This window comes from bacterium, assembly GCA_037128595.1.
Classification (GTDB): Bacteria; Verrucomicrobiota; Kiritimatiellia; order CAIKKV01; family CAITUY01; genus JAABPW01.
Genome location: JBAXWB010000012.1, coordinates 1 through 21,372, shown reverse-complemented (window position 1 = coordinate 21,372; position 21,372 = coordinate 1). Strand labels below are relative to the sequence as shown.

Genomic DNA, 21,372 nt, shown 5'->3' with positions numbered 1-21,372 from the left:
CTGACTGAAGGTACGTTATGGCACAAAAAGATACCGTTGAATTAATATGCAATGTGGGCGAGTTGACCAGCCTGTTCGAAAGTCAGGCGGGGCTTACCGGCTTTTTGCAGAAAGTGGTCAGCTTGGTCGCCTACCATATGAAGGCCGCGGCCTGCTCCGTGTATCTGTATGATGAGGACAGCCGTGAACTGATCCTGACCGCCAACCAGGGGCTCAACCCGGACTTTATTGGCAAGCTTCGATTCAAGTTGGGTGAAGGCATCACCGGCCTGGCCATGCAGGAATTGCGAGCCATCCGGGAGGGACGGGTCAGCCAGAATCCCGCCTTCAAGTTCATCCCCAATCTCCATGAGGAACAATACCAGGCCTTTCTGGCGGTCCCGATTCTTCACGGCAACCGGAAAGTCGGCGTCCTCGTCGTCCAGGATCCCCAGCCGAATTATTTCACCGACAACGATGTGAAAGCCTTCCGGGCGATTGCCGCCCAGCTGGCCAGCACGATCGAAAATGCCAAAATGCTCATGAGCTTGCATGAGCAGAAACGAGGTACTAAGCCCAGCCAGGAAACGACCGGCATTAAACCCGGCACCCAGCGCTTTGTCCATGGTGCGTCCGCCTGCGAAGGGATTGCCATCGGACATGCCCTGCGCTTGTCCGGCACCGATTATGAATGGGAACCGGCATTGAGCGAACCGGCGGTCCCCCTGACCGAAGCGGATTTCCTCCGGGCGATCCGGCAGACAGAAGAACAGCTGGCCCAACTGCAGCGCCAGCTCAGTGAGCGTATGGCCGATATCGCTTCGCTCATCTTTGATGCGCACATCCTGATCCTGAAGGATGACGAATTTTCCGGGGTCATGCTCAAGAACATCCGCCAGGGGACCCCGCCCGAACAAGCCATCCGTGAAGTGGTTGACACCTATCTCAAACTATTCGCCAACAGCACCAGTCTTTCCCTTCAGGAAAAGGTGCATGACGTCAGGGACGTCAGCCTCCGGTTGATGTCCAATCTGCGGTTGCGCACGGCCGCACCCGTGGATTATCGCGGCCAGATTGTGTTGGCGGAAAACCTATTGCCCTCCGACCTGCTCAAGCTGTCCGCCCAGCGCGCGGAAGGCATCATCCTGATCGGGGGGGGCGTCACCGCTCACGTCTCGGTGTTGGCCCGAACCCTCCGCATCCCCATGGTGATCCTCAAGGAACCACCGCTGGCAGAGTCGGAACGGGGCGCCAAAACCATGATTATCCTCGATGCCGATCAGGGTAATCTCATGATCAACCCGTCACCCGATGTCCTCGAGCACTATCATTCGATCCTGGAAAGCCGCAAGGATACGGCTACGGAATTGCCCACGCAACCCACGACCTCGACCCGCGACGGCCGCCGCATCCGCTTGATGGCCAACATCAATCTGCTCAGTGAACTGCCGGCCGCCCAGCGCATGAAGGCGGAGGGGATCGGCCTCTATCGAAGCGAATTCCCCTTTATCGTACGGAATGACGTCCCCACCGAGGAAGAACAATACCGGGTTTACCGCCGCATTATTGAATCCATGCCCGAACAGGAGGTCATCCTGCGCACCCTGGATGTCGGGGGTGACAAGTTGTTGACCTACTATCCCGGCGCCCCTGAAGCCAACCCCTGCCTCGGCTTGCGCGCCATCCGCTTTTCCCTCCGGAACAAGGATATGTTCATGCAACAGCTGCGCGCCATGCTGCATGCCGGCGCCGACCGTCCCCTGAATATCATGTTCCCCCTGATTGCCTCGCTGGATGATTTCCGGACGGCCCGCGCCATTACCGAGGAATGCATTCAACTGCTGAAATCCGAAAACACCCCGTGCAACGACCACCCCCGGCTCGGGGTGATGATTGAGGTTCCCTCGGCCGTCGAACTGGCCGGGGATCTCGCCCGCGAATCCGATTTTCTCTGCATCGGCAGTAATGACCTGATCCAGTACACGCTCGCCGTGGACCGGACCAATGAACGCATTGCCGACCTTTATGTCTCCCACCACCCGGCCGTGTTGCGCTCAATCATGCGGGTGATCAACGGAGCCCGTGCCCATGGCAAACCGGTCTCGCTCTGCGGGGACATGGCCACCGACCAGAATGTTCTCCCGGTCCTGATCGGGCTCGGGCTGAGGACGTTCAGCATGGATCCCCGCCGGATCCCCGCCATGCAGGCCTTCATCAGCAAGCTCTGCTTTACCGACGCCTGCCTGCTGGCCGATGAGGTCATGGAAATGGGCAGTTTGAAGGCCGTCGAAGACCGGCTTGGCCTTACCAAAGTGACCCAGAAGCCCCCGCCCCCCGGCGACCCCCCCACCCCGGTCCCCACAGCTTAGGACGCCCTATTAACTAACAACACAACCAAGGAAAACGCTCATGAAAAGAACCCTGATCACATGGACCTCCATTCTGGCTGTTGCAATATCAAGTTGCGCGTTTGCCGCCGACGACGCCAAGGGAGGATTGAAGTACTCGATTACCGTCAGCAAATTTGAGAATAGAGCCGGCTGGTCCGGCCAATGGGATATCGGGGACGCCTGGGGGTCCGTCATGACGGACGCCCTGCAGGGCTCCGGCAAGTTTATCGTACTGGGCGAGAAAGACATGCGCGGGGAAGCCATGCTGGAACAGGATCTTGCCGCATCAGGGCGTACTGCGGGCGGCAAAATGGCCCCCAAAACCGGTCAGATGACCCCGGCCCAATTGTTGGTTAAAGGCGAAATCACCCACGTCCAAAGTTCCACATCCGGCGGGGGCGGCGGCTTTAACTTTAAAGGCATCCATCTCGGGGGCGACGCAGACACGGCCGAAATTAACGTCACGATTTACATCGTGGATTCTCAAACAGGACAGGTGAAGGCCTCCACCAAGGTGGTGGGCAAGGCCGGCCGTAAGGGACTGGGGATCGGGTATTCAGGCTCGGAACTCGGCGGGCTGACCGGTGCCTTTGATGGCTTCAAGAAGGATAATGTCGGCAAGGCCTGTGAGGATGCGGTCGGTCAGGCCGTCGAGTTCCTGATCAAACAGCTCGATAAGATTCCCTGGACCGGCTCCGTGGTCTCGGCCAACAAGGGCAAAATCATCATCAACCGGGGCTCCCGCGAAGGGGTCGCCGTGGGTCAGGCCTTCACGGTCGGCACGCTTGAAGTGACCACCGATCCGGACAGTGGTGAAGTGCTGGACAGCTCCGTTACCAAGGTGGCCTCCATTAAAGCCGCCACGGTCAAAGAGAAGATTTCAATCTGCGAAGCCGTTGGCGATGGCAGTAAGATTGAAAAAGGCATGGGCATTCAGCCCGCCGAGTAACTGGCCCCATGCGGATGGTGATGCTTCAGGCTATGCGGCTTTTCAAGCCCATGCCTGAGCATCAGGTCCTCATCACCTAGAATCACGGACGTGAGGCCGGCCACCACCACCCGGCCGTGATCCATCACCATCACCCGCGGACAGATTTCAACAACCAGTTCGAGATCGTGGGTGGCAATCATCCGGGTATGCTCAAACGTCTTTAACCATTCAATCAGACGACGACGCCCGCGGGGATCCAGATTCGAGGAGGGCTCATCCATGACCAGCACCTCCGGCAACCCGGCCAGTGCCGTGGCAATCGCCACCGCCCGCTTCTCACCGGCCGACAATTTATACGGGGGACGTTCCCGTAAATGAGCCATTCCCACCCGCTCCAACGCCCCCATGGCCTGCCGCTCCGCTTCCTGGGGCGACAGCCCCAGATTCAGTGGCCCGAAAGCCACGTCCTCGAGCACCGTCGGCATGAATAACTGATCATCAGGATCCTGAAACACCATCCCGACGGAGCGGCGGATCACTTTTGCGGATTCCCGTGTCAGCACCTGTTCCCCCACCCGGACCTCGCCGGAGGTGGGCATCAGATAGCCATTCAGGTGCTGGAGCAGGGTTGATTTTCCGGCCCCGTTCCCCCCGATGATCGCCACACATTCCCCCTGCGCAATGGAAAGCGACACCCCTTTCAGCGCCTCCGTTCCATCGGGATAAGTATAGACCAGATCTGTGATTTCAACCTGACTCGGCTTCATCCTGCACCCCCCGTAATCCAATGCCCAAATAGCACCGGCACATTCCACACCCTTACACTCACGAAAAAAGCAAGCCAGCCCAGAACAAAGCTGGTTTCGGCCCAGCCCCAACAGGCTTGCCGCAGGACGTGGACATTCCCCTCAAACCCGCGGGCCGCCATGGCGCGGTAGATCCGCTGAGCCCGGTCCATGGCGCGCAGCAGGAGCTGGCCAACCAGAATGGCATAGGTCCTCACCCCGGGCGCCCGCCCACCTGCGGAACGCATCGCCACCCCGCGCACCATCCGGCCGCCCTCATCCCCGATCACAAAGAAATACCGGTACAGGAACAGCAACTGGACGACAAAGACGCGGGGCAGCCCCAGCCGCTCACCCCCGGCACATAGCCGATGAATCCCCGTACAGGCGACCAGAATAATGGCGGCACTGACCGTCAGGCCAAACCGCACCAGAATGGAACTGAACGACAGCCAGCCGCCCGTCAGCGGATAAGGGCCGATCATTGCCAGCACCTGACGATCCAGCCAGGGGTTACACATTCCCACAAAGATGGCAAAGGGCGCGGCGATCGCCACCTTCCTGACGAGATAGCGCAGCGAGAGCCTGCCCAGCACCAGCAGGGTGGCAGGATAAAGGAACAGCGGCATCAGGGCGGCCACCTCATACCGGGAATACGACATCACCACCAGGATAAACCCAAAGGTGGTGATCAGCTGAGCCCGGGCATCCAGACGATGCACGGGCGAATCGAGTCGCCCCAAGGCATCCATGGTCCCGATTTCCAGGTAACGGCTTAAGTCCACAGGGGGGCTCCTTCAGAGACCGCGAGGGAGGAATAAACAGGACAGGCCACTAATAAAAAAATCAACGAGGAAGTAGTGGGATGCTCTTGCCATTGCTTGCGGAGGAACAGCTGCGAGACATCTGCCACAGGGGGGTGCGGCATCATTGAAGACACTCACCACCTCGCTCGTTGACTGGGGAGATCATGACATGATTCATTCGTTTTCTCAATCAGCAAAACCCTGATTCGGCATCAGGGTTTTGCTGATGCCGCCAAGAATTGAACTCTATCAACCCCACTCCATCTGCGGCGCTGACGGAGCAGCGCCCTCCATTCCGCAGGACTCAAATGAACCGGTCCGGCTGTCCGGTTGCCGCCAAAACGGCACGCCACGAGTCGCCATCAGGATCCAGTCGTTTTTTCTCAGCCACGCACGCCTCGACCGGTACGTGAATATAGGTATCATGGAGCAATCCAATCACCAGTCCGGTCTTGCCGGCCATGGCGGCATGAACCGCATTGCGCGCATACAAGTCACAGAGGACCGAATCCGCCGGATTCGCCGCCTGGCTCCGGATCATATAACTGGGATCGAAGTAGCGGAACACCATGGGCACCCCGGCCTTTTTGAAACAAGTCTCCAGCTGTTCCCGGAGGAAGATCCCGATATCACCCAACTTCACATTGCCAGAGGCATCTTTCCCGCTACCCTGCTGCGCCAGCAGATCCTGGCCGGCCCCTTCGGCGACCACGATCACCGCATGCGCCCGCTTGAGGATACGCGCCTTCACCGCTTCCAGGAATCCCCCGGGCCCTTCAAGGGCAAAGGGGACTTCCGGGATCAGGGTGAAATTGACATCCTGACTGGCAATGGACGCCCCAGCCGCGATAAATCCGGCATGGCGTCCCATCACCTTGACCAGGCTGACGCCGTTAAAAACACTGCGGGCCTCCTGATGGGCGCAGTCCAGGATCCCGCGGACTTCATCCACCGCCGTCAGGTACCCGAAGGTGCGGGCCACAAAACCCACATCGTTGTCAATGGTCTTGGGAATGCCGACCACGGCCAAGGGATACCCGCGCCGCTCAGCCTCCTGGTGCAGCGTATAGGCCCCACGCTGCGTTCCATCCCCGCCCACACAAAACAGTACATTGATCCCGCGCTTTATCAGATTATCTATGGCCAGGACCGGATCCACCGGTCCCCGCGACGTGCCCAATACCGTTCCGCCCTGTCGATGAATCGGATCCACAAACTCCGCGGTCAGCCGCAGCGGATCACTCGCCCGCACCGGATCCAATCCCTGATACCCGTAACGGAACCCGTAGACCTCCTGCACGCCATAGGCATGGGTGAGTTCGTAATACACCGAGCGGATGACATTATTCAGACCCGGACACAACCCCCCGCAGGTGACAATGCCCGCCTTGACCTTGGTTTTATCAAAGAACAGGTTGGCCCGGGGGCCGGCGATCTCAAAGGTAATGGCCTCCGGCGCCACCTTGCCGGCCTCATACGCAATCTGATAAGGAATCCGGATCTTCTCGTTCACCGTCCGCCGCAGAGGCGAGGCAATGCGTGCCTCACCCAGTGAATCAATCTTCATGTCCATCGTCATGCTCCTTCTTTGCGCTGAATCTTAATCGCCTGAATGCCCATGTCAAACTTCCGATTGTAGTCAAATTCAAAGCGCAAGGAACACGGCTGTTCCGTCCGGTATTCCAGGGAAGCGTCCTCCCCTGCCCGCACCGGAATGGAAACCCGCTCCTTCCCATCAGAACGCCCGACCGACCACCCCCCCAGGACCGTGCCCGGCTCAGCCCTCGACCGAACCTCCAGGGTAATCTGATAGCGCCCCGGTACAACAGGGACCACCGGCACATAGAACACGACCCCCGCCGGGACCCGGGCAACCTCAAGCTGAACCCGCCCGTTGGCCCCCTCTGAAAAGGCAGAATAGAAACAGCGGTTGGCAGGGATTGTCAGACTCTCCCCGGGCTTCAATGCTTTCCATCCCTCACCCGACACCGTGATCTGGTTGCCATCACAGGCCTCCCATTGCCTGCTGGCCAGAAGGGGAGATACGGACTCGCTCCCGACCGTCTGCCCCTTCTCCAAAATCTTGAAGGCCCACACCGCCTTGTCCTTTGCCAGGAATTGAAGCCGGGGATGCCGGCCCAGCTCACGCAGTGTGTGGGAAACCGGAAAGGGACTGACCTTTTGAGGGAAGGCATCCTCATGCAGCATCACATAGCCCACCTTCATGGAAAGAAGCCCGTCCAGAATATCATCCGTGATCACCCCCATGTTGATCGCTTCAAACCGGAGAAACACATTGGTGAAATACTGACGCGACACCGAAGGCGAATAGCCATTCAGCATCTTTGTCCGGTAAAGGGTGGCGTAATACTCCGTAATGGAGTTCCAATGCGAATCCCCTGGCCACAGCGGGATCGCCACCGCCCGGTTCTCACGCCCGCATTTCGCGGCATCCTCCGCCACCGCCCGGTAGCCGCCCTGCTCATCGTCCAACAGGCAGATCGTGGGATCCAGCCGATACCCGTAATCGACCAGAAACCCGGCCGCAATAACCCCCGCCAGAATCGCCTTCCAGGCACGCCACCTGACCACCCCGTTCAACCGATCGATCGCCATGGCCAATGCAATCCCCAGAAAGGGGGTCAGAAGGCAATAAATCTTGGCCGGCTGCCGGATCATCTGATAGGGCGGAATCACCTTGCGCAAGGCCTGCCACAACCGATGGTGGGGATCGAACGGGGTGTTGGGGCCCAGCGCGAGAACAGCGATCCCCCCCACGGCCAGCAGCACCAGACCATACTGCCAGAACCGGAAAAGGCCATCCGCCCTGGCGCGCCAGGCATCATACGCCAGCCACGCCCATCCCAACAACAGGATCACACCGGCAACAACCCCGATATAAACAATATTGTCCCGGTTATCCAGGGCCATATTGAACCAGCCGTTAGCCCGGACGGCATAGCCAAGGGACTCATTGAGCGTACGCCCCTTGGACTGCAAGGTATCATCCAGCGAGGCCTTGATCAGACTGGTCTGTAAGTAGGCCCCGATCATGCCAACGAAAATAGGCCAGGTATCACCAAGCCTAAACTTCACCCGCCCCATCATCAGACACATCAGGATCCATACGGGAGTCGCCAAAAAGACAAAGAAGAACACATGGAGGTCTACCCAGGAAGAGATAAACAACAGGACCCCGGCCAGAATTCCACCCCACCGCTTCCGGTCCCGAATGGCCACATCCACGCCTAGAAATATCAGGGGCACCCACAACATGCCCAGCCCCGTCGGACTGCCGCCCAGCAGGGACACATAGAAATAGGGCAGCAGAATGGAAGGCAACGCCGCCACGGCCGCCGTCAGGATGGACTTTGAAAACCGCATTAGCAGCAACCAGGTCGACCCATAGATCAGCCAGACGGTGACGCACAGCATGAGGTTCCACCCCACCACGCGCCCCCCCAGCGCATACCCGGCGGAATACAAAAATCCGAAGGGAAAGTAATAGCTGCCGGGATTGTAGAGGGCCTGGTCATTTCCCTGGTTGAACTCATAGACGTGGTAGAACAAGGGGGTTCCCCCCGTGAACGAATCCGCCAACATCCACAGCTGGTAAAGGAACTGAAGGTGATCCCCGGGAATCATGTACCGCGCGCCGCCCGCCTCGGGCCGGTTGGACGAGGGGATCCCCGCCTGAAACTCCGCCCCCAGCGGCCAGGTCACCACAAAGTACACCGCCATGGAGACGAGGACCGAAATCAGGACAAATTGATGTTTCCGCAGTTTCATTTACTCCCCATCGGCCTCCCTTCTTTATAATGGAGGGTTTTGCTCTGTCAAAACCTTAGCTTGCGCAGGGCGTCCGCCAAGGCCACCCGCTCCGCCGCCGTCAGCAACCAGCGCCAGCTCAGCAGCAGAAAGGCCGCCAGTTCCACCGGGTAGAGGGCCAGCCTTATCAGGAACGAGGGAATCAAGGCCATCGCGCCCATGAACAGCAACGCCACCCCGATCATTCCCGCAGACCGCCGTATCGCACGTCCTGAGCCGGGCGCATACCGGTTCGCCAGAAGGGCCATGGCTACGGTTTCGAAACCGCAACGGATGAACCAGGCACCCCCTGCGCCTTGCATCCCGAAATGCTTCATCAAACTCCAGGCCAGCACGATGGTGAGCGGGATTTCGACCAGATGCAACTTGGCGCTGACATCCGGACGTCCGACTCCCTGCAGCAGGGAAAAGGGCACGAAGGACAAGCTATACACAAAAATCCCTGCCGTCAGCCAGCGCATCACCCCGGCGCTCTCCGCCGAAAACGCGGCATCCTGCCACACCGTCAGGGCTTCACCGGCAAACGCGAACAGCATCAGGATCACCGGGAACGAAAAAATCAGCAGACTCTTGACCCCCTTGGCATACAGGTCGGCCAGGGTTCCCTCGACCATCACATGCTGGGCGGAAAAAGAGGGAAACAACACCGACACCACCGCCCGCGGGAAAATCAACAGCCGGATCACCATCTCGGCGATGGTGGCATAAAACCCGACCATGGCGACCGGCAGCAGCGCAAACATCAGCGCACTGTTGATCTGATTCAACACCAGCATCGCGATGCTGGAGACTGACATCCAGCCCCCGAGCACAAATAACTGACGGACCAGTTTCCGCTGGAAGCAGATGCCCCGCCGCAACACGGGGACATCCCACAGGCAGGCCGTAAAATAGATGGCGCATTCCACGGCTTTCCCGGCCAGCAAGGCGACCACCGGTGCCAACAGGCTGTGCGATACCAGCGCGACGGCCAGAGGGCCAAGAAAGGTGTACGTCTGCATCGGCAGCCGGATAATATTAATCAGCTTGAACTTCTGATGCGCTTCCAGCACTCCTACCAGACAAGCCGCCAGAACCAGGAAGGGCGTACCGAACCCGGCCGCAAACAGCGTATAAGCGGCATCCGCCTGCAGTCCCGCAGGAATCCGGCTCCATTTGCAGACAATGGAGGGAATGAGCGGAAAGAACACCGCCATCCCAATCAGGGCGAACGCCAGCATCATCGCCATGGCCGTCCAGAAAATGGCGGGCAACTCCTCTGTCTTCCGGCTCGCGATCCGGGCGGACATGGATTGCGTCACGGCCCGGCCAAGCCCTAAATCAAGGATCGACAGGTAATTGATCACCGTCAGGAGAAACATGAAGGCGCCATAGATGTCTTCGCCCATCCGCCCCCGCAACGGTGGCAAGGCAAAGAAGGCCACGGCCATGGGCGCGCATAACCCGAATAGATTCCAACCGGTAAACTTCAGCATCCGGCCTGTTGAAGGCGGCTTATGCAATTCAGGCTCCTGGCTCACGAGGCCACGCTCGCGATCCGTGCAAAAAGGGCGAGGTGCTGCTCCGCTACATGGGTAATGCTGAATTTCTGAACCACGGTAGCGCGCCCCGCCTTGCCCCAGTTTTCCGACATGGCCGGATGATTCAGCAGGGCATCCAGCCCTGCCACCCAGGCCACCGGATCATTGGGAGGCACCAGCCGGCCTTCCCGGCCATCGGTGATAATCGCCCGGCAGCCGCCAATGTCTGAGGCCACGGTGGGAAGGCCGGTCGCCAGAGCCTCAAGCAAGGCGAGCGGCAGGGCCTCACTTTCAGATGCAAACAGGAAAAAGTCCGAAGCCTGCAGATACTCCTGAACATTACTCACACTCCCGGCAAAGATCACCGAGCCCTGCAAGCCGTTCTGGTCGACATAGTCACGCAGCTCTTTTTCACAGGAGAGAAACTGCATGGCACCGGAGCCGATCAGCAAGAGCCTGCAGTCCGGATGTTGCGGGACCCAGTCTTTCCAGACACGCACCAGAAACTCCAGACCCTTACCCCGATTCAGTTTTCCGGTATAGGCAAACAAGCGCCCCTCAGGCAGTCCCAGTTTCCGGCGCAACGACGCCCTGGCCTCAGGGGACACCGGACAAAACCGCTCCACGTCGATCCCGTTCGGGATTTCAACGATCTTTTCACCCGGCACCCGGCAAGCTTCATACTCATCCCTGATCACTGAGGCAATGCTCAGGAACGCATCCGCCTTTTTAAGGAAAACATTACGAAGCCCGATCGAACCAATAAACATAAGCTTTAGCAAGCGATTCACCCGGCCGTCCGTTTTCTCCCAGATGAAACCACCGGACACCTCGCCCCGGGATTCAGCCCTCAACACGCATTTTTTTCCAAGCAGCAGGGCCGCCAGCACCGCAACCAGCCCTAGCGTGCGGATCCCGCACACATACAGCACATCATACTCGCGCCGCATCCGGATCAGGCGCCAGAAACTCGACCCCAGCATCAGATATTTCCCAAGTCGAGGATAGCCGGCCGGCGGCACCCGGTGCACTGCCACGCCATCCCGGGTCTCAAAAGCCGGAGACGTCGCCACCTTATGGCCAGTCAGAACAAAAACAGGAACCCCCAACCGCTGGAATTCCCCGCACAATAGCCGGGCATGCGCTTCCCCACCCCCCACCACCGGGTAATAGGAGTCGGTCAAAAGGCAAACACGGGGTTTCATGGGTTCTCTGTTCGTATTCATTTTTGAAAGAACGTTCGCCGTCCGCGTCCTGGCAGACCATAGAGCAGCTGATGCTTCAGACGCATCAGACGGTAAGGCGGATCCCCGGCGCGGACCGCACGGCGCCCGAACAGCCGATCGCCAAAGGCGGTCACATACCCGGCCTTTTCCGCGGCACCCTCGCCGGGCTTACTTGCAATGGCCCAGGGAAAACACATATGACGGACCGTGTCCGTATTCAGCCGGGCATTCAGTTGCTGGCGCGCGGCCAACAGGTCATTGAAAATAGCCGCATCCCGCTGAGCCGGAGTTTCCTGGCGGCCCGCACACGACGACGCGAGCTGGCGCAGGTCACGGTCCCAGTCAGGCCGGGTGAAGAAGTCTGCCCCGCCATTCTCACGGACCTTCCGGACACACGCCTCAAAGGCCGCCGGATTATCATAGCGGAGGGCATCGGAGTAGCGGGAGCGCTGGGTATAGAGCGGCGCCCCTAAATCAGCTGGCGTCAGGTAGCGCTCCCCGGCTCCCGTATCCAGCAGCGGATAAAGGTGGGGGTGGCGCAGGAACCCGGGCGTGACAAAACCGCCGATGCAGGCATCGGCGAAAATCATGGTATGGCCCAGAGTATGGGCCTGGATGTCCACCGTACCCGCCCCCTGCAAGGCCCGCAGTTCTGCCCAGGACGTAAAAGGCGTTACCGAGGAATCAACATCCACCGGCGCCCCTTCCGGGCTTTCAAGAGTCGGCCGCAAGACGGCCAGGTCAGGCATGCGCGCGGGACTGACATAGGTAATGGCTTGAAGCCCATGTTTTTTCAACAAGGGTGCCGTCACCGTCCATAAACTCGCCCAGGCGTCGTCAAAACAGAGGGCCACCGATTTCGGGCCCGGATGAATGCCTTTACGGACATAGGCGGCAATGGCCTCCGAGGTCACCGTATGATAGCCGTTTTCTACCAGATATTGCAGATAGGGCTCCAACCCGGCCACCGTGGCTTCGTGAAAATGGAACACCGGCAGCCAGCGGCCCAGCGAACCGCCGAACAGAAAAGCAGGATAACACCCTGTCACGAGGTCCAAGCCCCCGCGCCACGGTGTGTTTCGTTCAGAAAATGGAATCGAGCCGCTCATCACTGCCTCTTTCTTCAGTTGCGGAAAGTACCACCCCTCGCGGCCACCTTCAAGCCAACGATTTGCGGTACTGGGCATCAAACAAGGTCTGTACGGCTCAATCATAACCCTTTTGCTTAATCAGCAATACCCTGATGCAAATTCAGGATTTCCCCGATATGCATTTATTCAATAACTATATATATATTATCTATCAGTAGATTTAGTGGGAGTGAAAATATGAGTAAACAATGTCCTGACTTGATGCAGACCCGAAGTCTGGAATTAATCCAATATTGTGAGGCTGAAGCCAGGGCGTTCATCATGGAGGACTATTTTGAATCGGCTGAGTTAAAAGAGGCCCAGGTGGTTCCAACAGCGCAGGCCACCGTTTTACACTCCCCGTCACGCCTCACTTCGAGGGTGAATGGGCAATCGGATTTGATACAGAACACCTGTTTCGAGCCTTCGTGAGTCACCTGCAGATCGACCGTCGCCCGCCCTAGGGGATACCGCTTTGCGCCCACATTCATGCCCATGGGGGGAGTCCACACCAGACGACGGTTGAGCGCATCCGGTTCCAGGCCGATAATCACCTCGAACAGGAGGGCAATGGGGCCGAGCGCCGTCCAGCAATAATCGGCGGCCGACCAGTTGCCGGGGGTGGACGCCTCGCTGCAATAATTCTCCCAAAGTGAGCCGGTGGTCTTATAGACATCATGTAGACACTGGAGGTGGCGCAGGGTCGTCTCCAAGGCCAGCGCCTGCCGGCCTGCCCGCTGGAAGCCCTTAATAGTCGCGTAATTCGTGGGCGCCCAAGTGGAGCCGAGCCAATATTGCCCCAATGGTTTGAAGTGCGGGGAGTCCGCCGCCAGACTGGGAACCGGATGATGCCGCCAGAAGCTGGCCGGATCCTTGAGATGAACGGCCAGAGGCTCCACCCGCTCCGGCGGCACCACTCCCGCCCACAGGGGCCAAAAGCCGGTAACGACCTTGTTCGGGTTGTGTCCGCCCCCTGGCAAAGAGGTGGAGTAGAACGTCATCGACTCGCTCCACAGCCGGGCGTTGAGGGCTGCACCGATCCGGGCATGCTTGGCCCGCCACTCCGCCGCTTCCTCCGGGCGCCCGAGGGTGTCGGCCATGAGGGCCATCATTTCCGCATGGTGTGCCATTTGCGCCGTGAGGTCAGGATATCCGTCCCCGAGCGAGGGGGAGTTGTCCAGTCCATTGGCCAGGCCCGTCGTCCAGAAAGTTCCGTCTGGAAGTTGGCGATTGGCTTCCAGCCACTCAAACAGTTCAGTCAAGGCCGGATAGACCTTCATCAAGCGGGACCGGTCGCCCGTCAAGCAGGCCAGCTTCCATTCGGCAATGGCCATAATGGGGGGATTGGGACTGAAGTCAGGCTCGTAGAGCAAGGGCGTACCGTCACGGACATCGTGCTCGCGGTGCAGGTATCCGCCGTCAAACTGCCGTGAATACAGCAGATCGAGCGAAGCCTGGGCCGGAATTGCCCGCCAGCCATAGGCGGCGGCCATCGCCGTGAAGGAGGTGTCCCAGACAAACTGGCAGTGCGGGAAGTTGGTGCCGGTGCCGATGTAACTGTTGGGCAGACCGCTTTCAGGCCGGGGGGTCCGCACCAGCCGGAGCAGCATCTGCCAGGCTTCCTCGTACAAGGCTTTGAAATGAATCAGGTCAGGAGGCAGAACCGGTTCAGGAAGATTGGCCCGGACCGTCTCCCAGTCCGGCCACACAAGGGCCCGATACTCCCGTTGCGGCGCTTTTCGGCCAAGACTTTCGAAAACGGGCATGGTGAGTTCAACGGCCTGGGGGCATTCCACGCGCAAGGCCACCTGCGCCACGACTTCCTGCCGGGGTTCAGGCCGGGCTTCGGGCCCGGGTTTCCGGACAACGGGCGTGGCAGGGTCACTGGACGCAACCGGAATGTAGAGATGCCGCAAGCCGGCCCGGCGTTCCTCGTCAGTCGTTCCATCGTGAACCCGGTCCGGCACCACCGGGCCACTGACCGTAATAAACACAGGCGGAAGCTCGGCCACGGAGCGGATGGCCGTTCCTGGCGACTGCTCGCTGCCCGGTACAGGCCGGATGAGGATTTCCTGCCAGATCCAGCCCTCCTTAACAAACTGTCCCGGCAGAAACCGCAGGGCCGTCGGGTGAACGGCCACCGCTTCGTGGATATGCCCTTCCAACCGGAGCACATCAGGCAGGATGGCCGCAAGTTCACGCATGACGGCCTCACGCCGACGGGAGGGACAGTGGTCATCAATCTTGGAGGGGTGGCAGGGCCGCGCCCCCACCTCTATCAGCAATTCAGGCGTCCCGGCCTCGACCGGCAGAACGAGGGCGGCCACCACTTTGCGCTGGAAACTACGCCAGGCCAGAGGTTCATCAAGCACCCGCTCACCGGCCGCCCGGACGCGGATGGGGCGTGGACTTTCAAGGTGAAGCACCAGAGCCCCCGCCCCGGTACTTCGAATCCGCGCCTTGTAAAACTTTGACTCACCGGTGAAAGGCAAAAGCCCGTCAGGTCGCAGGACCTGCCAGGTATTGAGGGCGGCGTCATCAGCCCGCTCCCCTCCGCAGCTCCAGGCGATAATCTCTATGGGCTTCTTGCTCATCGGGTTATTCATTTGGTTGATGCCTCTCTGGTTTAGCAAGACCTTCGCACGGCACAAGAAAATCGGTAATGGCCGGAGGGGACCTTGAAAACCGGCCGGCCCAGGGAGTCGGGGCCAGCCGGCTCGACTCCAGGGATACCCGACGGAGAACGGTCGTCAATACAGACGGACGCCACCGAGGAGGTTGGCAGATGGATCTCACCGTGACTATTCGGAGGAATGGTCACCTCGAGCCGGAAGGTTCCGGCCTCTTGCGTCCAGCGGCTTTCAATACGTCCATAGGGCGACTGGTGCCAGGCCTTTACCCAGTCCAGACCCGGCACGGGGGCGGGCTGGATAATCACATTCTTGAAACCCGGTTCCCCTGGATCCGGACGGATACCGGCCAGTCCACGGTAGAACCACGCGCTGATATCGCTGAACATGTGGTGGTTCCGCGAGGCGTGTCCATTCCAGTTCTCCCAGAGCGTGGTGGCGCCCTGTTCGAACCAATGGCCCCAGCTCGGGAAATCGGTTTGCGTGGCGATCGCATACGCCAGATCAGCCCGGCCTAGGTCCGTCAGGATATGGAGCAGATATTTGGTTCCCAGAATCCCGCAATCGATATGGCGGTGGCTCGCCTCAACTTCACTCACCAGCGCCGCCAACACGTTCGGCTGATCGGCGGGATCGACCAGATCCTGATATAAGGCGCAGGCCATGGAGGTCTGTGTGTTTCCGGTAACCATTCCTGTGCCGCGATCAAGGAAGTGTTTCTGGAATGCCTTGCGGATTTTCACCGCAAGCTTGCGGTAACGGGCGGCATCCGCCTTTTTGCCCAGCAACCCGGCGATGATGGCCACCCGGCTGACATCCACATAGTAATAGGCCGTATCCGTGACCCGGATGGGACATTTGTGGTCACTGGCCTCCCCAACGGGAGGACACCAATCCCCGAGCCCGAAATCGACGGTATCCCCGGAGGCCATCGAGGTCATATAGGCGATATACCGCGTCATGGCGGCGTAATTTTCAGCCAGCACCGCGCGGTCGCCCCGGTACAGGTAGAGATACCAGGGAATCAGAATCAGGGCGCTGTCCCAGGCTGGACCACTCCCCCAGTTGTAGCCCCAGCCACCGGTTGGAATAATGCCCGGCAGTTGCCCGCTCTCCCGCTGGACGTCGTGAAAATCCCGCAGCCACTTCCGGTAGGCGGTATCAGGGTTGAAGTTCAACAGAACCTGTTCGGCTGACAAATGGGCATCGCCCGTCCAGCCGTTCTTCTCGCGGTGGGGACAGTCGGTGGGAATACCGTGGTAATTGCCCAGGGTGGACCAGCGCGCGGCGCGCTGGATCGTATTCAGAAGCGGATGGGAACACTCAAACTCCCCTTGGGTTTTAAAATCCGTATGTACGGTGATTCCCGTCAGACTGTCCAGGGTGGGCGTTCCCGGAAACCCGGTCATCTGGACATACTGGAACCCGTGATAGGTGAAACGGGGCTGGAACACCTCATCGCCTTCCCCTTTGAGAATGAACTGGTCGGTTTGGCACTGACCACTCTTGATAAACCAGTTGATGTTGCGGGGATCAATATCGCCTTCAGCATCCAGTTTCTCGGCGTGGCGCAGGGTGATGGTCGTTCCGGCAGGCCCGTGCGCCGTGACCCGGGACCACCCCGCGATGTTCTGACCGAGGTCAAACACCCAGACCCCCGGCTTGACCTCACGTACGCTCACCGGCCGGATGGAACCGGTGACGCGAATGGGCGTGAATTGCTGGGAGCGCAGCGTCCCGCCGGGTGACGGCACAATCCTGGTTTTTTTCCAAGTTGAGGCATCAAAGCCGGGTGCCGACCAGCCGGGTTGCTCCCGCCGGCTGTCATAGGTCTCTCCATTTCGCAGCCCATCAAACACAATGGGGCCCGTGCCGGCCTGCCAGCTGATATCGCTCACGATGCGCTGAGTCCGGCCATTGGCGAGTTCGACTTCAAGTTGTAACCGCAATTTCGGTTGGGCGCGCCAGGGCGCCTGCTTGTAATCCCAGACTTCCTCCGTGAAACAATTATACCAGCCGTTACCCAGGGTGATGCCCAGCACATTCTCCCCGGCCTGCAACGCCGGGGTCACATCCCAGGTCTGATAATAGGACGTGCGATCGTAACGCGAAAAGGCCGGCATCAGCACCTCGTCGCCAATACGCCGGCCATTGACATGGAACTCATAATAGCCAAGACCGCACACATAAGCCCTGGCTTTTTTATACCCCGCGGGCAACTGGAAGGCGCGCCTCAAGAGGGGGGCGGGTGGCACCTCCTTCATGCTGTAGTCCGCCGGCGCAATCCATTGGGCGCGCCAGTCGGTTCCCCTAAGCAAACCCATCTCAAAGCACGCCGACTCACTCCACGGGCCGGGCGTACCGCTCTGGTCATGCAGTCGCACCTTCCAGTAGCCGCGTTGCCTCGACCGCAGCGGGGTGCCGGCATAGGATACCTGCGTGGATTGAGCGGATTGCACCAGCCCACTACTCCATAAATCCGCCACCTCTCCCGCGAGGCCTTCGGGAGTTGAGGAAACGCAGACCTCATAAGCGGTCTGGCACTGCCCCCGCTCACCCGACTCCATAATCCAACTGAACAGGGGGTGTGGGCTTTCCACGCCCAGGGGATGGTCAAGATCATTACAGCACAAATGGGTAGGAATGGTCATGGGCGGAATGGTGACGACAGACTGGACGGAAGTCAAGAATTTGCATCCCCGCTTGACTGCAATAGCTCATTTCTGCATCATCTCCGGCATGAAAATCACCACGCCCGCCCTTTTTGTTTGCTGTGTGTTAGTGACCCTGGGAACCTTCCCGTCCCCCCTTCACGCCGAACCGGCCGTCAAAGAATCGAAACCTGGAATTTACGCCTCCGCCGCCAAAACCATCGACAAGGTTTATGTGTATTCCCCTCAGTGGCTGCTGCTGATTAATGATTACATGGACGAAACCGAGGCGTTGATCTACGCCGATGCCAAGCAGGCGTTCGATGACCGCAACAAGGACCTTCTGGATCTCGAGACCACCGGGAACCCGAATTGGCCCCGCTATAAACAGCGTGCGCTCCTCTGGAAAATCGGTTACGAGAAACTGAGCACACAACATATCTGGATGAAAAACCCCGCCAATTTCACCCTTAGCAGTCCGGATGATCCGAACTACCGCCAGCCGGTGAATCCCGAAAAGGTCAGCTATTGGGCCAATTCGCTAGGGACCCGCGACTACGCGCCCGACGCCCCCTTGCGGGAGTGTTTCGATTACGTCATCGGGCATTGCGCCTATTTGAAATGGCCCTTCCCCCTTCAGTGCGGGAAAAAATACACCGTGCAACAAGCCGATGGACGGAGGTATGAGTTCATCTTCAATGACACCCGCGTGATCACGCCTGCCATCAAGGTGAATCAGGTCGGCTACCTGCCCGATGCACCCAAAAAATACGCCTATCTGGGCGAGTGGATTCCGCTGGTCGGGCCGGTTGACTATTCCGCCTTCCGTACATTCCAGATTTGCGATGCCACCACCCATGCTGTCTGTTTCGAAGGAAAGATCCTGTTGCGCAGCAAAGATACCGCCACGTGGGGCATGAAAAAACAGGAGCGCTACAGCGGGGAAGATGTCTATGAAATGGACTTCACCGCCTTCAGCCAATCTGGCGCGTATTACATCCGTGTGCCGGGTATGGGCCGCTCCTATGAATTCATTATCGACAAAAACGCCTTGGGCGAGGCGTTCTATACGGCCACCCGCGGCTTCTTTCATCAACGCTGCGGTTGCGCCCTGGAGTCAAAATACACGGCCTGGACACGCAATACCTGTCACCACACACCCATCGGGACCTGCAAGCTGGTGGGCAATATGGGAGCCTGGCGGCTGGATGACGGCAGCAGCGTCAACAAGATCAAGCAGTTTGATTTCGAGGTGGTCCGGCAAACGGCCGACACCAACAAGACCTACGACGTCTGGGGTGGCTGGCATGATGCCGCCGACTACGATCGCCGCAATTCGCACCATGTGCCCGTTTGGGACCTTCTGCTCCTTTATGACTTGAACCCCACGGCCTTTACGGACGGACAGCTCAACCTCCCGGAAAGCGGCAATGGCATCCCGGACCTGCTGGACGAGGCCCGGTATGGCATCGACGTCTGGAAGCGATCCCAGCAACCCGATGGCTCGGTCTCCGGCCGCATCGAAACCTTCAGTCATCCTCAACACAAGGGCATGCCGGACAAGGATACCGATCCCTATTTTCTTTCCCTGCCCGACCGGGTCAGCACCATGTATTACGCCGCCAGCGCCTCCATGTTTGCGCGTCTGGTCAAGCCGTTCAACCCCGCCATCGCGGCCGAGTACCTGGCCACGGCGGAAAAGGCCTACCAGTGGGCGAACAATCCAGCCCATTCCAAAGATGGCATGAAGATCACGGTCACGCTCCAGGGCCCCACGGATAAGACGCCAACCCCGAAGACCCTGACCCTGATCGAAAAAGAGGGCGATCATGATTTCCAGGGTGGCATGGCCGCAGCGAATCTTGCCGTTCTCACGGGCAATAAAGCGTATATCAGCGATTTGAATACCAAGTTTGGGGCGAACAATGTCCGCTACTTCAAATCCTACCCGAACTACAACCTGAATTACGCCGTCCTCTATGAACTGGCGTCACTCGACCTGCCCGGCCTCAACCCTGAAATCAGGGAAAAAGCTAAAACCGAACTGGTCGCGTTCGCCAATGAGGCGATCACCAATGCCATGGACGTGCCGTACCGGCATTCCTGGCGCGAACAGAAATCCCGCCGGTGGGGTGGCGCCGTATCGGCATCGTGGGCCCGTTATCTGATTTTAGCCTGGAAGCTGACTGGCGAGGAGAAGTACAGGCTATGGGCCCTGCTCAATGCCGATTTCCTATTGGGTTGCAACCCCTTGAGTCTGGTGCAAACCACAGGGATCGGCGATGCCTATATACCCGTGGTGCAGGATCAGGAAACCCGGCGTGACGGCATCCTGGATCCCGTTCCGGGCATTACCCCCTACGGCATCATCACCACCCCCTTCGGCGTCATCCAGAATGTCGTCTCCATGAACATCCCCGATTCACCTACGAGTGACAAGGTGCAGCACCGGATCGATTTCCTGGACAAGGCGGCTTATAACGCCAAAGGCGACCTCATCGTCCCGCTGTGGCGCGCGATCGGGCCGCACGGTTATCGCGACCCGCTCTGCAATGAATTCACGGTGCAGGAGACGATCGGACCGGTGGCATTGATGCTGGGGGCGTTTCTGGACAAGGGATGGATGCCCTCCGATCCGCTGAAAAACCGCCAGCCGCGCCAACGCAACGAGATGAATGGGTTTTTCTGGGCCCCCTGATGAAAATTATCTAGGTTATTTTCAGCGTTTTGAAAACAAGTGAATATTGGGATGGGTGGTCAGGTGAAACCTCAAGCCACAGCCAATGACCTTACATGGGCAATTTTATGCCGGCCACACACCATTAGGATCTTTTTTTGGCCTATTTTGGCGCCGCGGATGCGACGGAGCGCATCCCTCCATTTTGAAAACACATGATATTTTCATGTTTTCAATCCTTATGGAGGGTTTCGCTCTGTCGAAACCTGTGCCAGAAGCGTCAAAGCAAAAGACCTTGCACACACCATCCGTTCCGACAAATTGTTTTTAATACGACCAGATCAGAACGGAGTGAAGTATCTGTGGCCACGGTCCTTCACCGGTGAAGCGGGGACATGCGTTTTTGGAAGTACCCAGGATTTCGACGGCATTGCGTTTTCGGGTTCGGTTGTCAGGTAGTAGCCCTTAAAATATTACGTTCCCAGTTGACTGGGAATTTACGCTTTTGGAGCCTGGGGAGAAAGGAAAATTCGACGAGAATCGAAAATTACTTGGCTTTAGCAAGCACGGATCGCCCCTGGTCTGTAAGGCGGTATTTCTGCTTACTGCTACGCGGTTTGTCGGGAATGGTTCGTATCAACCAACCAGCAGTCAGACAAGGCTCTAAATATCGCTTTAGGAAGTACACTCGATCCTTCAGCCCGAGCACGACCTGAAGATCAGACGCACTAGCCTCTTGGCCTGCTCTTTCCAAAATCGTTACAACTTGTGGGGTGACTTGTGGGGTGACTTGTGGGGTGACTTGTGGGGTGACTTGTG

13 protein-coding genes are annotated in these 21,372 nt (G+C 58.8%); 3 read left to right on the top strand and 10 right to left on the bottom strand.

Going from position 1 to position 21,372, the window contains the following annotated elements; translation table 11 throughout:
- The first annotated feature begins 17 nt into the window (after positions 1–17).
- A complete protein-coding gene (ptsP, locus tag WCS52_08995; protein ID MEI6167318.1) occupies positions 18–2,348 on the top strand; it encodes a phosphoenolpyruvate--protein phosphotransferase in 2,331 nt (776 codons plus the stop codon).
- Between the two features lie 40 nt (positions 2,349–2,388).
- Entirely contained in the window at positions 2,389–3,318 is a 930-nt protein-coding gene (locus tag WCS52_08990) for a CsgG/HfaB family protein (GenBank protein MEI6167317.1), read from the top strand.
- Here WCS52_08990 and WCS52_08985 read toward each other — a convergent pair.
- From WCS52_08985 to WCS52_08945, 9 genes are all read right to left on the bottom strand, one after another.
- Positions 3,303–4,067: an ABC transporter ATP-binding protein gene (locus tag WCS52_08985; protein ID MEI6167316.1), complete on the bottom strand. Its 765-nt coding sequence runs from the start codon at positions 4,065–4,067 to the stop codon at positions 3,303–3,305. The genes WCS52_08990 and WCS52_08985 overlap by 16 nt on opposite strands.
- The gene (locus WCS52_08980) at positions 4,064–4,870 is read right to left on the bottom strand and encodes an energy-coupling factor transporter transmembrane component T (GenBank protein ID MEI6167315.1); all 807 of its coding nucleotides are present in this window, start codon (positions 4,868–4,870) and stop codon (positions 4,064–4,066) included. The genes WCS52_08985 and WCS52_08980 overlap by 4 nt, the downstream gene beginning before the upstream one ends.
- Before the next feature lie 325 nt (positions 4,871–5,195).
- On the bottom strand, positions 5,196–6,464 hold the full coding sequence (locus tag WCS52_08975; protein MEI6167314.1) for an ATP-dependent 6-phosphofructokinase: 1,269 nt from the start codon (positions 6,462–6,464) through the stop codon (positions 5,196–5,198).
- 2 nt (positions 6,465–6,466) lie between these two features.
- Entirely contained in the window at positions 6,467–8,680 is a 2,214-nt protein-coding gene (locus tag WCS52_08970) for a hypothetical protein (protein ID MEI6167313.1), read from the bottom strand.
- Between the two features lie 47 nt (positions 8,681–8,727).
- On the bottom strand, positions 8,728–10,221 hold the full coding sequence (locus WCS52_08965) for a flippase (GenBank protein ID MEI6167312.1): 1,494 nt from the start codon (positions 10,219–10,221) through the stop codon (positions 8,728–8,730).
- A 14-nt stretch (positions 10,222–10,235) separates the two neighbouring features.
- Positions 10,236–11,444: a glycosyltransferase family 4 protein gene (locus tag WCS52_08960; protein ID MEI6167311.1), complete on the bottom strand. Its 1,209-nt coding sequence runs from the start codon at positions 11,442–11,444 to the stop codon at positions 10,236–10,238.
- Positions 11,445–11,461: 17 nt separating this feature from the next.
- The gene (locus tag WCS52_08955) at positions 11,462–12,574 is read right to left on the bottom strand and encodes a polysaccharide deacetylase family protein (protein ID MEI6167310.1); all 1,113 of its coding nucleotides are present in this window, start codon (positions 12,572–12,574) and stop codon (positions 11,462–11,464) included.
- A gap of 311 nt (positions 12,575–12,885) precedes the next feature.
- Complete coding sequence (locus tag WCS52_08950) at positions 12,886–15,189, bottom strand: trehalase family glycosidase (protein ID MEI6167309.1); 2,304 nt, start codon at positions 15,187–15,189, stop codon at positions 12,886–12,888.
- Between the two features lie 32 nt (positions 15,190–15,221).
- Positions 15,222–17,876: a glycoside hydrolase family 78 protein gene (locus WCS52_08945; protein ID MEI6167308.1), complete on the bottom strand. Its 2,655-nt coding sequence runs from the start codon at positions 17,874–17,876 to the stop codon at positions 15,222–15,224.
- Here WCS52_08945 and WCS52_08940 point away from each other — a divergent pair.
- Positions 17,875–20,574 carry a glycoside hydrolase family 9 protein gene (locus WCS52_08940; protein ID MEI6167307.1) on the top strand — a complete coding sequence of 900 codons (2,700 nt, stop codon included), beginning with the start codon at positions 17,875–17,877 and terminating at the stop codon, positions 20,572–20,574. The two genes, WCS52_08945 and WCS52_08940, sit on opposite strands and share 2 nt — an antisense overlap.
- Positions 20,575–21,100: 526 nt before the next feature.
- Here the strand turns inward: WCS52_08940 and WCS52_08935 are convergent.
- Positions 21,101–21,372 (bottom strand): transcriptional regulator (locus WCS52_08935; protein ID MEI6167306.1); only part of this gene is annotated, 272 nt, incomplete at its 5' end.

Coding starts and splice junctions, on each gene's coding strand:
- ptsP (MEI6167318.1), top strand. CDS start 18: ATGGCACAAAAAGATACCGTTGAATTAATATGCAATGTGGGCGAGTTG.
- WCS52_08990 (MEI6167317.1), top strand. CDS start 2,389: ATGAAAAGAACCCTGATCACATGGACCTCCATTCTGGCTGTTGCAATA.
- WCS52_08985 (MEI6167316.1), bottom strand. CDS start 4,067: ATGAAGCCGAGTCAGGTTGAAATCACAGATCTGGTCTATACTTATCCC.
- WCS52_08975 (MEI6167314.1), bottom strand. CDS start 6,464: ATGGACATGAAGATTGATTCACTGGGTGAGGCACGCATTGCCTCGCCT.
- WCS52_08970 (MEI6167313.1), bottom strand. CDS start 8,680: ATGAAACTGCGGAAACATCAATTTGTCCTGATTTCGGTCCTCGTCTCC.
- WCS52_08960 (MEI6167311.1), bottom strand. CDS start 11,444: ATGAAACCCCGTGTTTGCCTTTTGACCGACTCCTATTACCCGGTGGTG.
- WCS52_08955 (MEI6167310.1), bottom strand. CDS start 12,574: ATGAGCGGCTCGATTCCATTTTCTGAACGAAACACACCGTGGCGCGGG.
- WCS52_08950 (MEI6167309.1), bottom strand. CDS start 15,189: ATGAGCAAGAAGCCCATAGAGATTATCGCCTGGAGCTGCGGAGGGGAG.
- WCS52_08940 (MEI6167307.1), top strand. CDS start 17,875: ATGGGCGGAATGGTGACGACAGACTGGACGGAAGTCAAGAATTTGCAT.
- WCS52_08945 (MEI6167308.1), bottom strand. CDS start 17,876: ATGACCATTCCTACCCATTTGTGCTGTAATGATCTTGACCATCCCCTG.